Raw genomic sequence first — 14,044 nt, 5'->3', positions numbered from 1 at the left:
AAGAATGTCTGAACTAAAATTTGAAACACTAGAACAACATGCTAGCTATGGTATTGGCCGCCAAATGGGCGACCAACTTGCACAAAACGGTTTCGAAGGTATTGACCTTGATGCAGTGGCTGCAGGCTTGAAAGATTCTTACGCAGGCGAAGAACTAGCAGTACCTGTTGAAAGCATTCAAACTGCTTTTAACGAAATCAACACTCGCATTCAGGCAGCACGTGAAGCAGCAGCAAAAGAAGCGGGTGCTGCTGGCGAAGCTCTTTTGGCTGAAAATGCAAAACGTGAAGGCGTTTTCGTACTTGAGTCTGGTCTTCAATACGAAATTACTGAAGCTGGTAACGCTGAAAGCGACAAACCAACTGCCGCATCTACTGTTCGTGTGCATTATCACGGCACCTTCCCTGACGGTAAGGTTTTTGATAGCTCGTATGATCGTGGACAACCAGCTGAGTTCCCAGTAAACGGCGTTATTGCAGGCTGGACGGAAGCTCTACAGCTAATGAACACGGGAGCTAAGTGGCGCTTAACCGTTCCTTACCACCTTGCTTACGGCGAACAGGGTTCACCAGGCGGCATCCCTCCATTTGCGACACTCGTGTTCGATGTAGAACTACTCGACATTCTGTAAGCAATGTAGAAACCGGGTACTCTATGCCCGGTTTTATGTCCCATTTTATCCGAGGCCTTCATGAAACTTCACTACCAACAACATGGTACAGGAACTCCGCTGGTTATCCTTCATGGCTTATTTGGTACGCTGGAAAATTGGGGTAGCCAAATTAAAGCACTGTCTGAGAACTTTCAAGTCATCGCAGTTGATATACGAAACCATGGACGCAGCCCTCATTCAGATACCATGAACTACCCTGCTATGGTGGAAGATATTATCGAGCTGCTCGATGAACTAGAGCTGGGTTCAGTCGACTTAATGGGACACTCGATGGGTGGAAAAGCCGCCATGCAACTGGCACTCACCTACCCTGCGCGCATACAAAAACTGATAGTTGTTGATATATCACCGGTCACCTACCCACATCACCATAAAGATGTTTTAAAAGGGCTATTCTCAATAGACCTTCAGAAAATCAAGTCTCGCACAGAAGCAGACAAACAACTCAGCACTTACATTAGCGAGCCGGGAGTCAGAGCTTTTTTATTAAAAAACCTCTACCGGAATGACGACAAACAATTCCAATGGCGAATGAACTTACCTGTACTCAGCAAGGCATATAGTAATATCAGCGAAGCACCATCAGGCACACCCTTTACTGGTAATACACTATTCATTAAAGGTATCGAGTCTGACTATATTCAAGCAGAACATCGTGACTCAATACTAGCGCTGTTCCCACAAGCTACATATAAGCTAATACAGGGTGCAGGACACTGGCCTCATGCCGAAAAACCTGCCGTCTTCACCAAGCTACTACTCAACTTCTTACAAGCTTGATAATAAAGCCTCTGCTATAAGACGCACCAACGTACGGTATTACTAGGATGGCTTTTAAAAAGACTAACGCTTAAATACTGGTAAATTCAACGGGCTAGTGCACTAAACATTTTTATCAATAATAGTGCCTTCAGGAAAAAGCTTTTGAAATACTCCTGCATCAACTAAACGTAGATTAATATCATGCAGAGTTTTATTGATATCGTTTAAACGACTATTAAACTCTTGTAAAGACTCTGTCACAGCCTGTGCCGATGCGCTGCTTTCTGCGTTTATATCTGCAATATTATTCCTGTCTTTATTTTTCCCATCCGATTCTTCTTCGTCTTTTTCAGAACTCTTTACAGAAGCGCCTATCTCTTTATCATTTCCCGCATCACGACTAATACGACTTGACTCATCTATTACATCAGCCTCACTGGTTTGCACAACTTTTTCATTTGTCGATTCAAGCAACGCCATTTCTGCTTGAGCCTCTGTCGCCATAACACGTGCTTGAGCGGCCACTCGTCGATCTTGCACAGACGGTTCAGGTACCGAAAGCGCTGCACGAATAATAACTTGAGCCTTTTCTAACGTGGCACGTGGATCACCAGCCACCGCAGAGGTATCAATACTAACATCGCCCCCTACCGCATAAAGCTGACCATCCGGGCCTTTTTGGTAAGTAAAGTTGGGAGCCGATGCGAAAGCGCCACCAATTGAGGCATGTATTCGCTCATGGTTTTTAACTTCTCGATCACGCTGGACAAGATTCTGAATGGCTGTCTTATCTGCTTCTATCTGCTGAGCAGATTTATCCGATGATTGGTGCATAACGGCTTGGGTTGCAGAGACACTCGTTTGGCTAACAGACGCGCCTTGAGAGGAGAGCTTATCAATATTTTTTGCTGGATCAGCAATCGCAGGCTGCGTTTGAGAATGAGAAGAGGACAGATGGGTTTTAGATTGATCAGAGATAGTAGCTTTGTTCGCAGAAGTATTCTCAGTCTGCGATGATATGGCCACTGCTGAAGAGTAATTGCTAATAATCACCCTGCTACCCTTTCTTTATTTAACCCAACTTAATAACGAGCTACACTTCATTCTTTTAAGAATTAAGCTCGTGTATCAATATTCGTCCCTAACACTTCACCAGCATCCGTCACCACCTTAGTTGATGGCGCCTGTGCACTGGCATCTAATGTTGTTTCAGTTAGCGCGCTATTTAATGCCTTGCCAGAAGCAAGTTCAGGCACTTCTGGCTTGCCACTACCGACCTGATCACTAGAAGATTTAAGTGTATTGTCTAACGTGCGGTTTAAACCAATAACGCCCGTTTGTAAGGCTCCAGTCACGTTCATAATACTAACCTACATACTAAGTTTAAAATGCAAAATAATATACTACACCCTCAGTATAGAACAACATCACAAATCTGGCTGTTTTTTGTACAGCTTTATTCTATTAAACTACTAATATCCAGAAACTCAGCAACAGAGCTCGGTGATAAATCATCCAGATAAGGTACTTCTCCCAACAAAGGAGCTTGGAACATAGTGTCTATCGTCGCGACATTCTCTTCGTAGCAACTCATATCGGGATCTATACGATTAGCCACCCATCCAACAAGCTGCAGCCCATCTCTCACAACCGCCTCTGCCGTTAATAATGCATGATTAATACATCCCAGCTTCACTCCAACCACGAGAATTACAGGAGTACCCAACAGTTTGGGGACATCAGCAAAAGTTTCTTTACGGCTAAACGGAACACGCCAACCGCCCGCCCCTTCTATTAGCAGAAAATCTGAAGGATTCATCATAGAACCTCGACATATTGCTGCGATTCGATCCGCTGATAAGCGCCTGCCTGTTTGTTCTGCAGCAATATGCGGAGCAATAGCTGCCTCAAAAGCAATAGGATTTACTTCGCTATAACTCAATTTAACACTGGCGGTTTTTTGTAATAACAGCGCATCACTGTTTTGCAACCCTTCTTCTGTTTGCACACAGCCCGCGGCAACAGGCTTCAAACCAATAGTTCGCAAACCTTGCTGATTAGCTTTTTCAAGCAAACCTGCGGTTACTACCGTCTTACCTACGTCAGTATCAATTCCCGCTACAAAAAACTGTTGTTTGGCCATTAACGCTTCCTCAAAATCAAATAGAGCACTTCATAACTTGCCGGCAACCACCCTTGCGGATCACGAAACAACTCATATGCTTTTCTAAAGGCTTTCACCCTAGCAGGACCTGTTAAGCCTTTGGCCTGCCCTGCATTCATATTATGCGCTCCGATCCCTTTGAGTTCATGCGTCAGCTCTTTTAAGTGTGAGTAATGTAATACTCGCATCTCACTCTCACGTTGAACAACTTCAAGGTCACTCGGCAGCGCTTCAATAAGGTTTTGCATAGACTGAAACTGATTAACATGCCGGTAATCGTCTACGCTTGACCATGACTCGCGCAACTCAAACAAAGTTTTAGGTCCGAGGGTAGCAAGGCATGCGATACCATCAGACTGTAGTACCCGAGAAATTTCAGAAAACAGCGCGGTGCTATTCTCACACCACTGAATCGCTAAACTTGAAAATACCATTGAAGATGATTGGCTTTTTAAAGGAAGACTCTCGGCATCACCGCACACCCAGGAAACCCCACAACCCAGCTCGCGATGGCTGCGAGCATGAGATAACATACCCGAAGCAATATCCAAGCCGACTAAACGACTTTCCGTAAACATGTTGTGCAATTGAGAAGTAAAATAACCAGTACCGCATCCTAGATCTAAGATCCTAGAGGATTTACTAACCTCTAAATCAACAGGTAGTTTAAGCAACAACTGATGGCCGATATCTCGCTGCAAAGCAGCCTCGCTATCATAAGTTGAGGCAGCCTTACTAAAAGACTCAGCCACACGCTGTTTATTTATTAATTCACCCATATTTTTTTATCGATTCAATAAAGACCAGAATTGCCTGTAAAAACGCCTCAGGTGATGACAAAAATGGTAGGTGACCCGCGCCCTGAAAACTCACTGTTTGTTGTTGCGCTGTAGCCAGCGCCTGGATAGCAGTAATCGTACTATTAGGCACTAGATGATCTTCACTTCCATACATGTGAAGAACAGGGCAATTCAATTTAGACAAAGGCTCTCTAAGGTCATTTTCCAATAACGCTAATGTTGCTAACAGCTGTGTAGGCTGGCTAGCAGCCAAAACAGCCTTTATCTGCTTTAAAATAGGTTTAGCTGCATCCCCACCTTGTATTTGCAACATAGCAAAGCGTGATAAGGTTTTTTCGGGTGAAGACTCTATCGCGGCTTTAAATTGTCGATACATCACCGGGTTCATCCCATGCTCCCAGTCCTCTTTTTGTACAAAACAAGGGTTAGAAGCGACGGTCATTAAAGCATGTACTTTTTCAGGGTATTGACTGGCAATTTGCAAAGCAACCATTCCACCCAAAGACCAGCCCAGCCAATAAGTTGGCTGCGCTAACGGTTCAGCGGAACTGCTTTCTAATTCACTAACAATAGATGAGGCCATCGCCTCTAATGTCATGAAGGCATCAGCGCTCGATGAACGCCCCAGCCCGGGAAGATCAACGACAGTCACATAAAAATATGGTGTGAGCATGGGAAGTAAAGTGCTCCAAATAGAAGAGCTCATCCCCCAGCCATGTAATAAAATCAGTGCCGGATTAGCTTTACTGCCAAAAGACTTATGGTATAAGCCCATTATTTCACCTGATCCAAAGCATCAAGCAGACGATCAACATGCGCCAATGAATGACTAGCACTTAGAGTAACGCGAAGCCGCGCACTACCACTAGGAACAGTTGGCGGCCGAATAGCTGTAACCAATACTCCCTTCTCACGTAACGCCTCACTCATAGACATCGCCTTATCTGCATCACCAATAAGAATAGGCTGTATCGGTGTAGGTGAGTCCATAAGGTCTAGATCCAACTGCTCGCAACCATCACGAAAGCATTTAATGAGCTCATTCAAATGCTCGCGTCGCCACTGATCGGCTTGCACTAATTTAAGACTTGCTCTTGTAGCGGCAGCAACCGCTGGAGGCATACTGGTGGTGTAGATATACGTTCTCGCGTGTTGAATTAAGGTTTCAATCAGCTCCTCACTACCTGCGACAAAGGCGCCAGAAGTACCAAACGCTTTTCCTAATGTCCCCATCAACACAGGTAATTGCTGCTGAGACAGTCCAAAATATTCAGAACAACCGCCCCCCTTACCACCTAAACAACCGATACCGTGTGCATCGTCTACCATTACCCAAGCATTATGCGCATTGGCGGTGTCACATATAGCAGGCAAATCAGCTATATCGCCATCCATGCTAAACACACCGTCCGTCACTACTAATAAACGTCTTGCAGTCGCTTTGCTTAAACGTTGCGAAAGGCTATTCACATCATTGTGTAAGTAACGCTGAAAGCGCGCTCCACTGAGCAAGCCCGCATCGAGTAGTGATGCATGATTAAGACGATCTTCAAACACGGCATCTTGCTTATTTAACAGGGCATTAATCGTTCCAATATTCGCCATGTAGCCATTTGAGAACAGCAGAGCTCGTGATCTCCCGGTAAACTCAGCCAACTCTTCCTCAAGTGCATGATGATGAAAACTATGACCATTCACCAAGTGCGAGGCTCCACCACCTACACCATACTCATCAGCAGCCTGTTTGAAAGCAGCAACAATAGCGGGGTGATTAGCAAGGCCAAGATAGTCATTTGAGCAGAAAGCTAGGTAGCTCTTACCATCAACAATCACATCAGGCTGTTGCGGGCTTTGCAAGACCCTACGCTCACGATACAAAGATACTTGCTTACGCGCTTGCAACTCAGATGCTAACTGATCGAATGACATGTTTATTCACCTGAGAGTATTTAGACAATAATGAGAAGAAGGCAGCCGTATTACATAAAAGGCTGCCTGATGGCACATTAAGCTTCGTAAAAGTGCTTACTATCTTGCTGCTTTTGTAAGTCTTTAATGATAGCGGCTTCCTGCATATCATCATCGACAGAGATACGCTGCTCAGGGTTAATACCCAAACGCTTAAACAACTGTAGATCACGGTTTGTTTCAGGGTTTGGTGTAGTCAGCAGACAGTCTCCGTAAAAGATCGAGTTTGCCCCAGCAAAGAAAGTCATCGCTTGCATCTCATCACTCATGCTCTCACGGCCTGCGGATAAGCGAACATGAGACGCTGGCATCATAATACGAGCAACAGCAATGGTACGAATAAACACCAAATGATCGAGGTCTTCAACGTTCTCCATTGGCGTGCCTTGAACTTTCACTAGCATATTAATAGGCACACTTTCTGGCTGAACCGGCATATTTGCCAACTGGCGCAACAAACCTATGCGGTCAGTCGCTGTTTCGCCCATACCTAAAATACCACCACTACAAATTTTCATGCCTGAATCGCGTACATTCTGCAATGTATCCAAGCGATCTTGGAAAGTACGGGTTGTGATGATCTTGTCGTAGTACTCAGGAGAAGTATCTAAATTGTGGTTATAGTAATCCAAACCCGCATCGGCAAGCTGGTCAGCCTTACCTTCATCCAACATACCTAACGTCATACAGGTCTCTAACCCGAGTGCTTTAACCTGTTTCACCATATCAACGACATAAGGCATGTCTTTATCAGCGGGATGTTTCCAAGCTGCTCCCATACAGAAACGTGTTGAGCCTGAAGCTTTTGCCTGGCGCGCTTTCTCAAGCACTTTATCTACTTTCATCAGGCGTTCTTTTTCAAGACCGGTATTGTAATGCCCACTTTGAGGACAGTATTTACAATCTTCAGGACATGCACCCGTTTTGATAGACAATAAAGTACTTACTTGTACTTCATTAGGATTAAAATATTGCCTATGCACTGTTTGTGCATTAAACATAAGATCATTAAAGGGAAGATCAAAAAGGGCTTGCACCTCTTCTACAGTCCAATCATTACGAACAGGTGCTTTACCGGTCATACGTGCTTTCCCCTTTTAATCTGGCGTTGAGCTAAAAAATACTGCTGATAGCCACTTATGATAATTCGACAGAAGGAACTGTCAACTTATGTTTACTTTATTTAAAAACATCTGTACAAAAACAAACCAAAACTGTGCATTATGTCACTCAGAAGGCTCTTCAGACATAGCCCTTTGCAACAACTGTTATGAAGACCTTCCATGGCTAACCTCTGCTTGCCATATTTGTGCCCTGCCTATTACAACAACAGGGGCTCCTCGCATCTGCGGGGAGTGCCTGAAAAACCCGCCTGCTTTTTCCAGCACACAGGCAGTTTTCCTTTACCGTTTTCCGATCAATGCCATTATCCCTAAAATTAAGCACCACCACGGATTACACCACACAACATGGCTCGCCAACTGCTTACTAAAACGTTTATTAAAACAGCCTCAAGCTTGGCCACAAGCCATTATTCCAGTCCCCATCCACTCATTTCGATTAATTAGCCGCGGATTTAATCAATCCTCACTGATCGCAGGCCAACTAAGCCAACACTTAAAAATCCCCTTATTGCTTAACCATCTCAAAAAGGTAAGGCGTACAAAATCTCAATCAACATTATCGGCTCAACAAAGAAAAACAAACCTCCAACATGCGTTTACTTATAATGGCCCGAGTCTCAAACATATTGCACTCGTTGATGATGTTGTGACCACTGGCACAACAATAAAAGAGATTAGTAGCGTTCTACGACAAGCCGGTATACAGCGTATAGATATCTGGGTTATTGCACGTACACCAGCACCTAGCTGAAAACTATTTAAATATACAAAGACATAGCGTTTTGGATTGATTTACAAAGTTTTTCTTAATAAATAGATCCTCCTATTTATTGAGACTATGATTATGATAAGTGTTAATTAAAGGAGTTCGTAATTGGATATTGCGATTTTAGGTAGCCTAGCGGGTGGTATTGGCCTGTTTCTATTGGGTATGCATCTTATGACGCAAGGGCTGCGCCAAGCAGCCGGTAAATCTTTAAAGAACGTCCTCCATGCAGCCACTCAAAGTCGCCTAAAAGGCTTGCTATCCGGCACATTAATTACAGCTCTCGTGCAATCATCCAGTGCGGTCACCGTAGCCACTATCGGCTTTGTAAATGCCGGCTTGTTAACTATTCCACAGTCAGTTGCCGTTATCTATGGATGTAACATTGGCACAACAATGACTGGCTGGCTCGTTGCTTTAATAGGCTTTAAATTTAAAATAAGCGCATTTGCTCTGCCTATCATCGCTTTAGGCATGCTGTTGAATACTGTGGCATCAAAAGAGCGCTTCCGCCAAATTGGCTTCGCTTTAGCTGGCTTCGGTGTATTCTTCATTGGTCTAGATTTTCTCAAAGGAAGTTTCGAAGATCTGGAAAAAAATATTGATCTCACTGTTATTAGCGTCCTACCGTTCAGTCTATTGTTGTTTTTAGTCGCGGGCTTCATGCTCACTTTTTTGATGCAAGCATCAGCTGCTTCAATGGCTATTACTTTGTCATTGGCTGCTACCGGCTCTATTAGCATTACCGCTGCTGCAGCGCTTGTTATCGGCGCTAATTTAGGCACAACCTCTACTGCCATGCTGGCTGTCATTGGAGCAACGCCCAATGCCAAGCGGATTGCTGCCGCTCATGTAATTTTTAACGTCATTACGGGTGCCGTAGGTTTTTCGCTCTTAATACTCTTCTCGTCACAAGTAAATAGCCTGCACAACCAAGACATCATCAGCACAGTCACCTTACTTGCACTGTTTCATACCATCTTCAATGTACTCGGAGTAGCTATTATGTGGCCCCTAACTGACATGATGGTAAAACTATTGCAGCGCCGCTTCCTCTCTCAAGAAGAGAACATCAGTAAACCTCAATACCTCGATAAAAACATACTCTCAACGCCTTATCTAGCTGTTGAAGCAATGAGCATGGAACTAGGAAGAGTCAGTCGGCTATGCTCTTCAATGGCACTTGCCGCAGTGAGTGAAGAAGGCCCAAATCCACCCCAGCTAGAGAAAGAACTCACTAGTGTAATGACGCTAGTATCCGCAGTTGGAAAGTTTAACCAGCAGATTGCTCAGCAGAACCTTGATCCCGATATTACCGATATTCTACCTTCTTCTTTGCGTACCGCTCGCTATCTCAACGAAATCGCAAGGCTATCCACTCGCTTGGTCGATTACCACGAAACGCTTGAAAACATATCAGATAGCAGCATCAAGCAAAACGTATTCATCTTTAAAAAGGATATTAGCAAACTACTACAAGCTAGCCGGATTGAAAGAGAGAGTGATACTCAAAGCGAACCCGCACGAAAAATTTTGCATAAATTAGAATATAATTACCAAGCGCTAAAAACAGAAATACTCAACGCTGCCACCTCAGGAAAATTAGACTCAACAGAAAGTGTTACGTTGCTGGACGCTCTAAGCCACCTGCGCCGCCTAGCCGAACAAGCCGAAAAGTCTTCATCATATTGGAGTAGCATGTTGCCTATACATTCACGCGGCGCATCTTCTGCTACTTCAGCATAATGTTTAATCATCTGAGTTGATAACCACATGATTTCTGATCCATGGTTTTATGCTGTCGCCATACCCGCAGTATTAATCACTGCCATTTCAAAAGGAGGCTTCGGTGGCGGTCTCGGCTTGCTCGGCGTTCCCATTATGGCGCTGATCATAGCCCCCCAACAGGCAGCGGCCATTCTACTGCCCATCCTGTGCTTAATGGACATCGTCGGCATATGGAGCTTCAGAGGCAAAGCTAACCGTCATGCTCTGCAAACACTACTACCTTCGGCTTGCATTGGCATTATCATTGGCGCTCTAACTTTTAGGTATTTTTCAGCCGATAGCATCCGTATTATTGTTGGGCTCATCGCCGTCACTTTTTCACTTAACTTCTGGTTAAAACCTAAAAACAGCACACCTAAAAAGCCTAGCCGATTGCGTGGTAGTTTTTGGGGAACCATTGCAGGCTTTACTAGCTTTGGCGTACATGCTGGCGGTGCACCACTTAACGCTTACCTTTTACCACTCAAGCTAGAAAAATATGATTATGTCGGCACCAGTATTATTTTTTTCAGTTCCATCAATTTTATTAAACTAGTGCCCTACACCTTTTTAGGACAATTCACTTATGAGACGCTAAGCACAGCGGCCGCCTTAGCCATCTTCGCGCCTATAGGGGTCCTGTTAGGCGTGCGCTTACATCATAAAATACCCGACAAGTGGTTCTACCAGATCTGCTATGCATTCTTGTTTATAATGGGTTTAAAACTACTCTTTGATGCGTTTTGATAGCTAAAAGTTAATTAGCAACTCCATGTCATAACTACCCAACCAATAACGGCTACAACCATGAACTTTGAACCAATAGGTATAATCCACTCTGGATTTAAAGAAAAATTTGGTATTCCACGCCAACCAGGGCTCGCTAGCTCAATGCAAGCAACCATTGAACTACTACCAGACTACGCATCTGAAGAGATCGTCAGAGGACTAGAAGGCTGCTCACACATTTGGCTCATATTTATCTTCAGTGCATGCGCGGATAAAGGCTGGGCACCAACGGTTCGCCCTCCAAGACTAGGAGGAAATCGCCGTGTTGGGGTTTTAGCGACCCGATCTCCCTTTCGGCCCAATCCTATTGGCCTTTCTGCTGTAAAACTCGACAGCGTAATGTGCAGCCACGGCAGAGTTCAGCTACAAGTAAGCGGAGCTGATTTGATGGATCAAACGCCCATTTTAGATATTAAACCTTATCTACCTTACTCAGATCAGATCCCCACAGCAGAGTTCTCTTTAGCGGAGAGCTATCAAGCTTTAGAGGTTCCTATCATATTTAAGAGTGAAGCCAAACATCAGTGCGATATTATTAAGCAAAAAACAAAATTGCCTATAGAGCAGCAGATCACAGAGATTTTACGCTGTGACCCTCGCCCTGCTTACCAACGTTCAGCAGAGCGCGAATATGGAATACGCTTACACGACTACAATATTCGCTGGTCAATTACCGACGAAGAAGCAATTTATGTACACTCGATAGAAATGGCCATCGATGTTTTAAATAATTAATGCAATTGCGCTTGGCCCGAGAGCACAAAAACACTATTATATTAGAATATTCTAAATTAATAACTGGAAAGCATATGTCAGATTCATCCTCTGCAAACACAACGGCCAGCAGACGCTTACAACATTTTCCCGTGGCCTTTTTCGCTATGGTTATGGGGACGCTTGGCTTAACACTGGCTTGGCAAAAATCAGCTCATGTTTTAGCGCTGCCTTCCATTATCTCGCACGTATTACTGATCGTATCCGCTACGATATTTGCCGTCATTGTGAGCGTTTACCTGCTGAAAACAATACGCCATGCTCCCGAAGTCATTGCCGAATTCAACCACCCCATTAAGATGAGTTTTTTCCCTGCTTTTTCTATCGGCATTATTCTAACCAGCATCGCAACGCTGGAGGTTTCAAGTGAGTTATCTCGGTTTCTGTGGGTACTAGGTAGTACACTGCAATTAATTTTCACCCTAAATGTTCTCACACGCTGGATTCACCACCAGCATTTTCAGGTAGCACACAGTACCCCTGCATGGTTCATTCCTGTGGTCGGGAATATTCTGGTACCTATTTCAGGTGTAGAGCATGGCTTTTATGAAATATCATGGCTTTTCTTCAGCATTGGTATTATCTATTGGATCATTCTGAAAACATTAATTTTTAACCGTATTATTTTTCATGACCCACTACCTGAAAAGCTACTGCCCACTTTATTTATTCTAATAGCTCCCCCTGCTGTTGGCTTTCTTTCTTACATGAAATTAAACCATGACGTTGTCGATGGGTTTGCACGCATCCTATATTACACAGCGGCCTTTTTAGTACTGCTCTTAATGACACAGTTTAGTCGCTTTTTGCGTATTCAATTTTTCATGTCTTGGTGGGCCTACTCATTCCCTCTGGCAGCTTTCACAATAGCCTCACTCGTTATGTATGCAAGAACAGGTAGCCCTGGGTTTGCAACGATAAGCTACTTGATGCTTACAATTGTTTCATTAGTCGTCAGTATTCTTCTCTATAAAACAATCAAAGCGATTATTAGTGGAAATGTCTTTAAGCCAGATTAGCCTCAGCAGGCAAGGTCTTTACCACTAGCTCTGCACCTAAAAAACTTACACTCTTGCACTCATCTCTGGATCGGGCTCTAATAAAGCCCGTTTTTTATCGCAGAGGCCCTCAGGATGACAACCATTAGCGCCGAACAGATCCGTTATGATCAGGATCACATCTGGCACCCCTACTCATCAATGATCAACCCACCACCGGCTTATCCTATTGTTTCTGCCAAAGGGGTGCGCCTTAAAATGGCAGATGGGCGAGAACTCATTGATGGCATGGCATCTTGGTGGTCGACTATTCATGGCTATAACAACCCAGCACTCAATGCTGCTGCGCATAACCAAATCGACCAAATGTCTCATGTGATGTTTGGGGGCATAACTCACGCCCCTGCTATAGAGTTAGCTAGAAAGCTAGTAGACCTAACACCAGAATCCTTAGATAAAGTCTTTATTGCAGACTCGGGATCGGTCGCTGTCGAAGTCGCTATTAAGATGGCAATACAGTACTGGCACGCATTGGGTAAACCTGAAAAGCATAAGCTCGTCACTATCCGAAATGGCTATCACGGAGACACCTTCGGTGCGATGTCCGTGTGCGACCCGGTCAATGGTATGCATGAAATATTTACGGCCGTTTTACCTAAACATCACTTCGCCGAAGCACCTCAAATAGGCTTTCACCAAGCATGGGATGACGCCGATATAGCTTCACTAAAAAGCATTATCGAACAAAATCACCATAAACTTGCAGCATTAATACTTGAGCCTATTGTGCAAGGTGCTGGCGGTATGCGCTTTTACTCTCCAGGCTACTTAAAAGCAGCAAAAACGCTATGCGATGAATATGGCCTCCTTTTAATTGCTGACGAAATCGCTACTGGCTTTGCTAGAACAGGAAAGATGTTTGCTTGCCAACATGCCGATGTAATACCCGATATCATCTGCCTAGGGAAGGCAATAACGGGGGGCTATATGTCATTAGCTGCCACCCTTACTACAACACAAATTGCCCAAACCATTTCAGCCGGTGGCGCTGGCTGCTTCATGCATGGCCCAACTTTCATGGGCAACCCATTAGCATGCGCCGTCGCCAACACAAGCTTACAGCTGCTAACCGAGTCTGACTGGCAACCGAACATGCTGCGCATTGAAACCGTCCTTAAACAAGGCCTTGCGCCTGCAGCAACAATGAATGGTGTCGCAGAAGTGCGCTGCTTAGGAGGCATTGGTGTCATCGAGCTACAGCAAGGCGTGGACTCAGCTAAAATACAAAAGATGTTTGTTGAAAAAGGCATTTGGGTCAGACCGTTTGGCAAACTCGTTTATATCATGCCCCCCTACATCATGGATACTGAGACACTCAACCAACTTACCTCAAGCATCATTGACGTACTTCACAACTATCTACAGAATTAAATAGCCCAACACCTTCAAAAAACTAGCA

15 protein-coding genes are annotated in these 14,044 nt (G+C 44.4%); 8 read left to right on the top strand and 7 right to left on the bottom strand.

Annotated features, from left to right (window positions below; translation table 11 throughout):
* Window positions 1–4 precede the first annotated feature (4 nt).
* Both NEJAP_RS04415 and NEJAP_RS04410 read left to right on the top strand, forming a co-directional pair.
* The gene (locus NEJAP_RS04415; RefSeq protein WP_201349482.1) at window positions 5–631 is read left to right on the top strand and encodes an FKBP-type peptidyl-prolyl cis-trans isomerase; all 627 of its coding nucleotides are present in this window, start codon (window positions 5–7) and stop codon (window positions 629–631) included.
* Window positions 632–691: 60 nt separating this feature from the next.
* Window positions 692–1,453: an alpha/beta fold hydrolase gene (locus NEJAP_RS04410; protein ID WP_201349481.1), complete on the top strand. Its 762-nt coding sequence runs from the start codon at window positions 692–694 to the stop codon at window positions 1,451–1,453.
* Window positions 1,454–1,555: 102 nt separating this feature from the next.
* Here NEJAP_RS04410 and NEJAP_RS04405 read toward each other — a convergent pair whose 3' ends face one another.
* The 7 genes from NEJAP_RS04405 to bioB all read right to left on the bottom strand — a co-directional run bounded on the left by NEJAP_RS04405 (window position 1,556) and on the right by bioB (window position 7,449).
* The gene (locus NEJAP_RS04405; RefSeq protein ID WP_201349480.1) at window positions 1,556–2,488 is read right to left on the bottom strand and encodes a putative metalloprotease CJM1_0395 family protein; all 933 of its coding nucleotides are present in this window, start codon (window positions 2,486–2,488) and stop codon (window positions 1,556–1,558) included.
* 62 nt (window positions 2,489–2,550) lie between these two features.
* Complete coding sequence (locus NEJAP_RS04400; protein ID WP_201349479.1) at window positions 2,551–2,796, bottom strand: hypothetical protein; 246 nt, start codon at window positions 2,794–2,796, stop codon at window positions 2,551–2,553.
* Window positions 2,797–2,891: 95 nt separating this feature from the next.
* Entirely contained in the window at window positions 2,892–3,578 is a 687-nt protein-coding gene (bioD, locus tag NEJAP_RS04395) for a dethiobiotin synthase (protein WP_201349478.1), read from the bottom strand.
* Window positions 3,578–4,378: a malonyl-ACP O-methyltransferase BioC gene (gene bioC / locus NEJAP_RS04390; protein ID WP_201349477.1), complete on the bottom strand. Its 801-nt coding sequence runs from the start codon at window positions 4,376–4,378 to the stop codon at window positions 3,578–3,580. Before bioC ends, bioD begins: the two co-directional genes overlap by 1 nt.
* Complete coding sequence (gene bioH / locus NEJAP_RS04385; protein WP_201349476.1) at window positions 4,371–5,174, bottom strand: pimeloyl-ACP methyl ester esterase BioH; 804 nt, start codon at window positions 5,172–5,174, stop codon at window positions 4,371–4,373. The genes bioC and bioH overlap by 8 nt, the downstream gene beginning before the upstream one ends.
* Window positions 5,174–6,328: an 8-amino-7-oxononanoate synthase gene (bioF, locus tag NEJAP_RS04380; protein ID WP_201349475.1), complete on the bottom strand. Its 1,155-nt coding sequence runs from the start codon at window positions 6,326–6,328 to the stop codon at window positions 5,174–5,176. Before bioF ends, bioH begins: the two co-directional genes overlap by 1 nt.
* Before the next feature lie 77 nt (window positions 6,329–6,405).
* Window positions 6,406–7,449, bottom strand: coding sequence for a biotin synthase BioB (gene bioB / locus NEJAP_RS04375; RefSeq protein WP_201349474.1), 1,044 nt, complete (start codon window positions 7,447–7,449; stop codon window positions 6,406–6,408).
* An 88-nt stretch (window positions 7,450–7,537) separates the two neighbouring features.
* On the opposite strand from bioB, the gene NEJAP_RS04370 reads away from it, so the two are divergent.
* The 6 genes from NEJAP_RS04370 to bioA all read left to right on the top strand — a co-directional run bounded on the left by NEJAP_RS04370 (window position 7,538) and on the right by bioA (window position 14,016).
* On the top strand, window positions 7,538–8,242 hold the full coding sequence (locus tag NEJAP_RS04370; protein WP_201349473.1) for a ComF family protein: 705 nt from the start codon (window positions 7,538–7,540) through the stop codon (window positions 8,240–8,242).
* A 123-nt stretch (window positions 8,243–8,365) separates the two neighbouring features.
* The gene (locus NEJAP_RS04365; protein WP_201349472.1) at window positions 8,366–10,003 is read left to right on the top strand and encodes a Na/Pi cotransporter family protein; all 1,638 of its coding nucleotides are present in this window, start codon (window positions 8,366–8,368) and stop codon (window positions 10,001–10,003) included.
* Between the two features lie 27 nt (window positions 10,004–10,030).
* Window positions 10,031–10,771 carry a sulfite exporter TauE/SafE family protein gene (locus NEJAP_RS04360; protein WP_201349471.1) on the top strand — a complete coding sequence of 247 codons (741 nt, stop codon included), beginning with the start codon at window positions 10,031–10,033 and terminating at the stop codon, window positions 10,769–10,771.
* Between the two features lie 60 nt (window positions 10,772–10,831).
* Window positions 10,832–11,548 (top strand): tRNA (N6-threonylcarbamoyladenosine(37)-N6)-methyltransferase TrmO, encoded by a 717-nt coding sequence (tsaA, locus tag NEJAP_RS04355; protein WP_201349470.1) that lies wholly within the window; start codon window positions 10,832–10,834, stop codon window positions 11,546–11,548.
* Between the two features lie 74 nt (window positions 11,549–11,622).
* A complete protein-coding gene (locus NEJAP_RS04350) occupies window positions 11,623–12,606 on the top strand; it encodes an SLAC1 anion channel family protein (RefSeq protein ID WP_201349469.1) in 984 nt (327 codons plus the stop codon).
* Between the two features lie 114 nt (window positions 12,607–12,720).
* Window positions 12,721–14,016, top strand: a complete 1,296-nt coding sequence (gene bioA / locus NEJAP_RS04345; RefSeq protein ID WP_201349468.1) for an adenosylmethionine--8-amino-7-oxononanoate transaminase — start codon at window positions 12,721–12,723, stop codon at window positions 14,014–14,016.
* The last annotated feature ends 28 nt before the right edge of the window (window positions 14,017–14,044 follow it).

Origin of the sequence: Neptunomonas japonica JAMM 1380 (genome assembly GCF_016592555.1) — a bacterium.
Classification (GTDB): domain Bacteria; phylum Pseudomonadota; class Gammaproteobacteria; order Pseudomonadales; family Balneatricaceae; genus Neptunomonas; species Neptunomonas japonica_A.
This window is presented reverse-complemented; position numbering and strand designations above follow the sequence as displayed.

Excerpts from the sequence above, each read along its gene's own strand:
- bioC (WP_201349477.1), bottom strand. The coding sequence starts at position 4,378 with ATGGGTGAATTAATAAATAAACAGCGTGTGGCTGAGTCTTTTAGTAAG.
- bioD (WP_201349478.1), bottom strand. The coding sequence starts at position 3,578 with ATGGCCAAACAACAGTTTTTTGTAGCGGGAATTGATACTGACGTAGGT.
- NEJAP_RS04360 (WP_201349471.1), top strand. The coding sequence starts at position 10,031 with ATGATTTCTGATCCATGGTTTTATGCTGTCGCCATACCCGCAGTATTA.
- NEJAP_RS04410 (WP_201349481.1), top strand. The coding sequence starts at position 692 with ATGAAACTTCACTACCAACAACATGGTACAGGAACTCCGCTGGTTATC.
- bioA (WP_201349468.1), top strand. The coding sequence starts at position 12,721 with ATGACAACCATTAGCGCCGAACAGATCCGTTATGATCAGGATCACATC.
- tsaA (WP_201349470.1), top strand. The coding sequence starts at position 10,832 with ATGAACTTTGAACCAATAGGTATAATCCACTCTGGATTTAAAGAAAAA.
- NEJAP_RS04400 (WP_201349479.1), bottom strand. The coding sequence starts at position 2,796 with ATGAACGTGACTGGAGCCTTACAAACGGGCGTTATTGGTTTAAACCGC.
- NEJAP_RS04370 (WP_201349473.1), top strand. The coding sequence starts at position 7,538 with ATGTTTACTTTATTTAAAAACATCTGTACAAAAACAAACCAAAACTGT.
- bioH (WP_201349476.1), bottom strand. The coding sequence starts at position 5,174 with ATGGGCTTATACCATAAGTCTTTTGGCAGTAAAGCTAATCCGGCACTG.
- NEJAP_RS04415 (WP_201349482.1), top strand. The coding sequence starts at position 5 with ATGTCTGAACTAAAATTTGAAACACTAGAACAACATGCTAGCTATGGT.
- bioB (WP_201349474.1), bottom strand. The coding sequence starts at position 7,449 with ATGACCGGTAAAGCACCTGTTCGTAATGATTGGACTGTAGAAGAGGTG.
- NEJAP_RS04350 (WP_201349469.1), top strand. The coding sequence starts at position 11,623 with ATGTCAGATTCATCCTCTGCAAACACAACGGCCAGCAGACGCTTACAA.
- bioF (WP_201349475.1), bottom strand. The coding sequence starts at position 6,328 with ATGTCATTCGATCAGTTAGCATCTGAGTTGCAAGCGCGTAAGCAAGTA.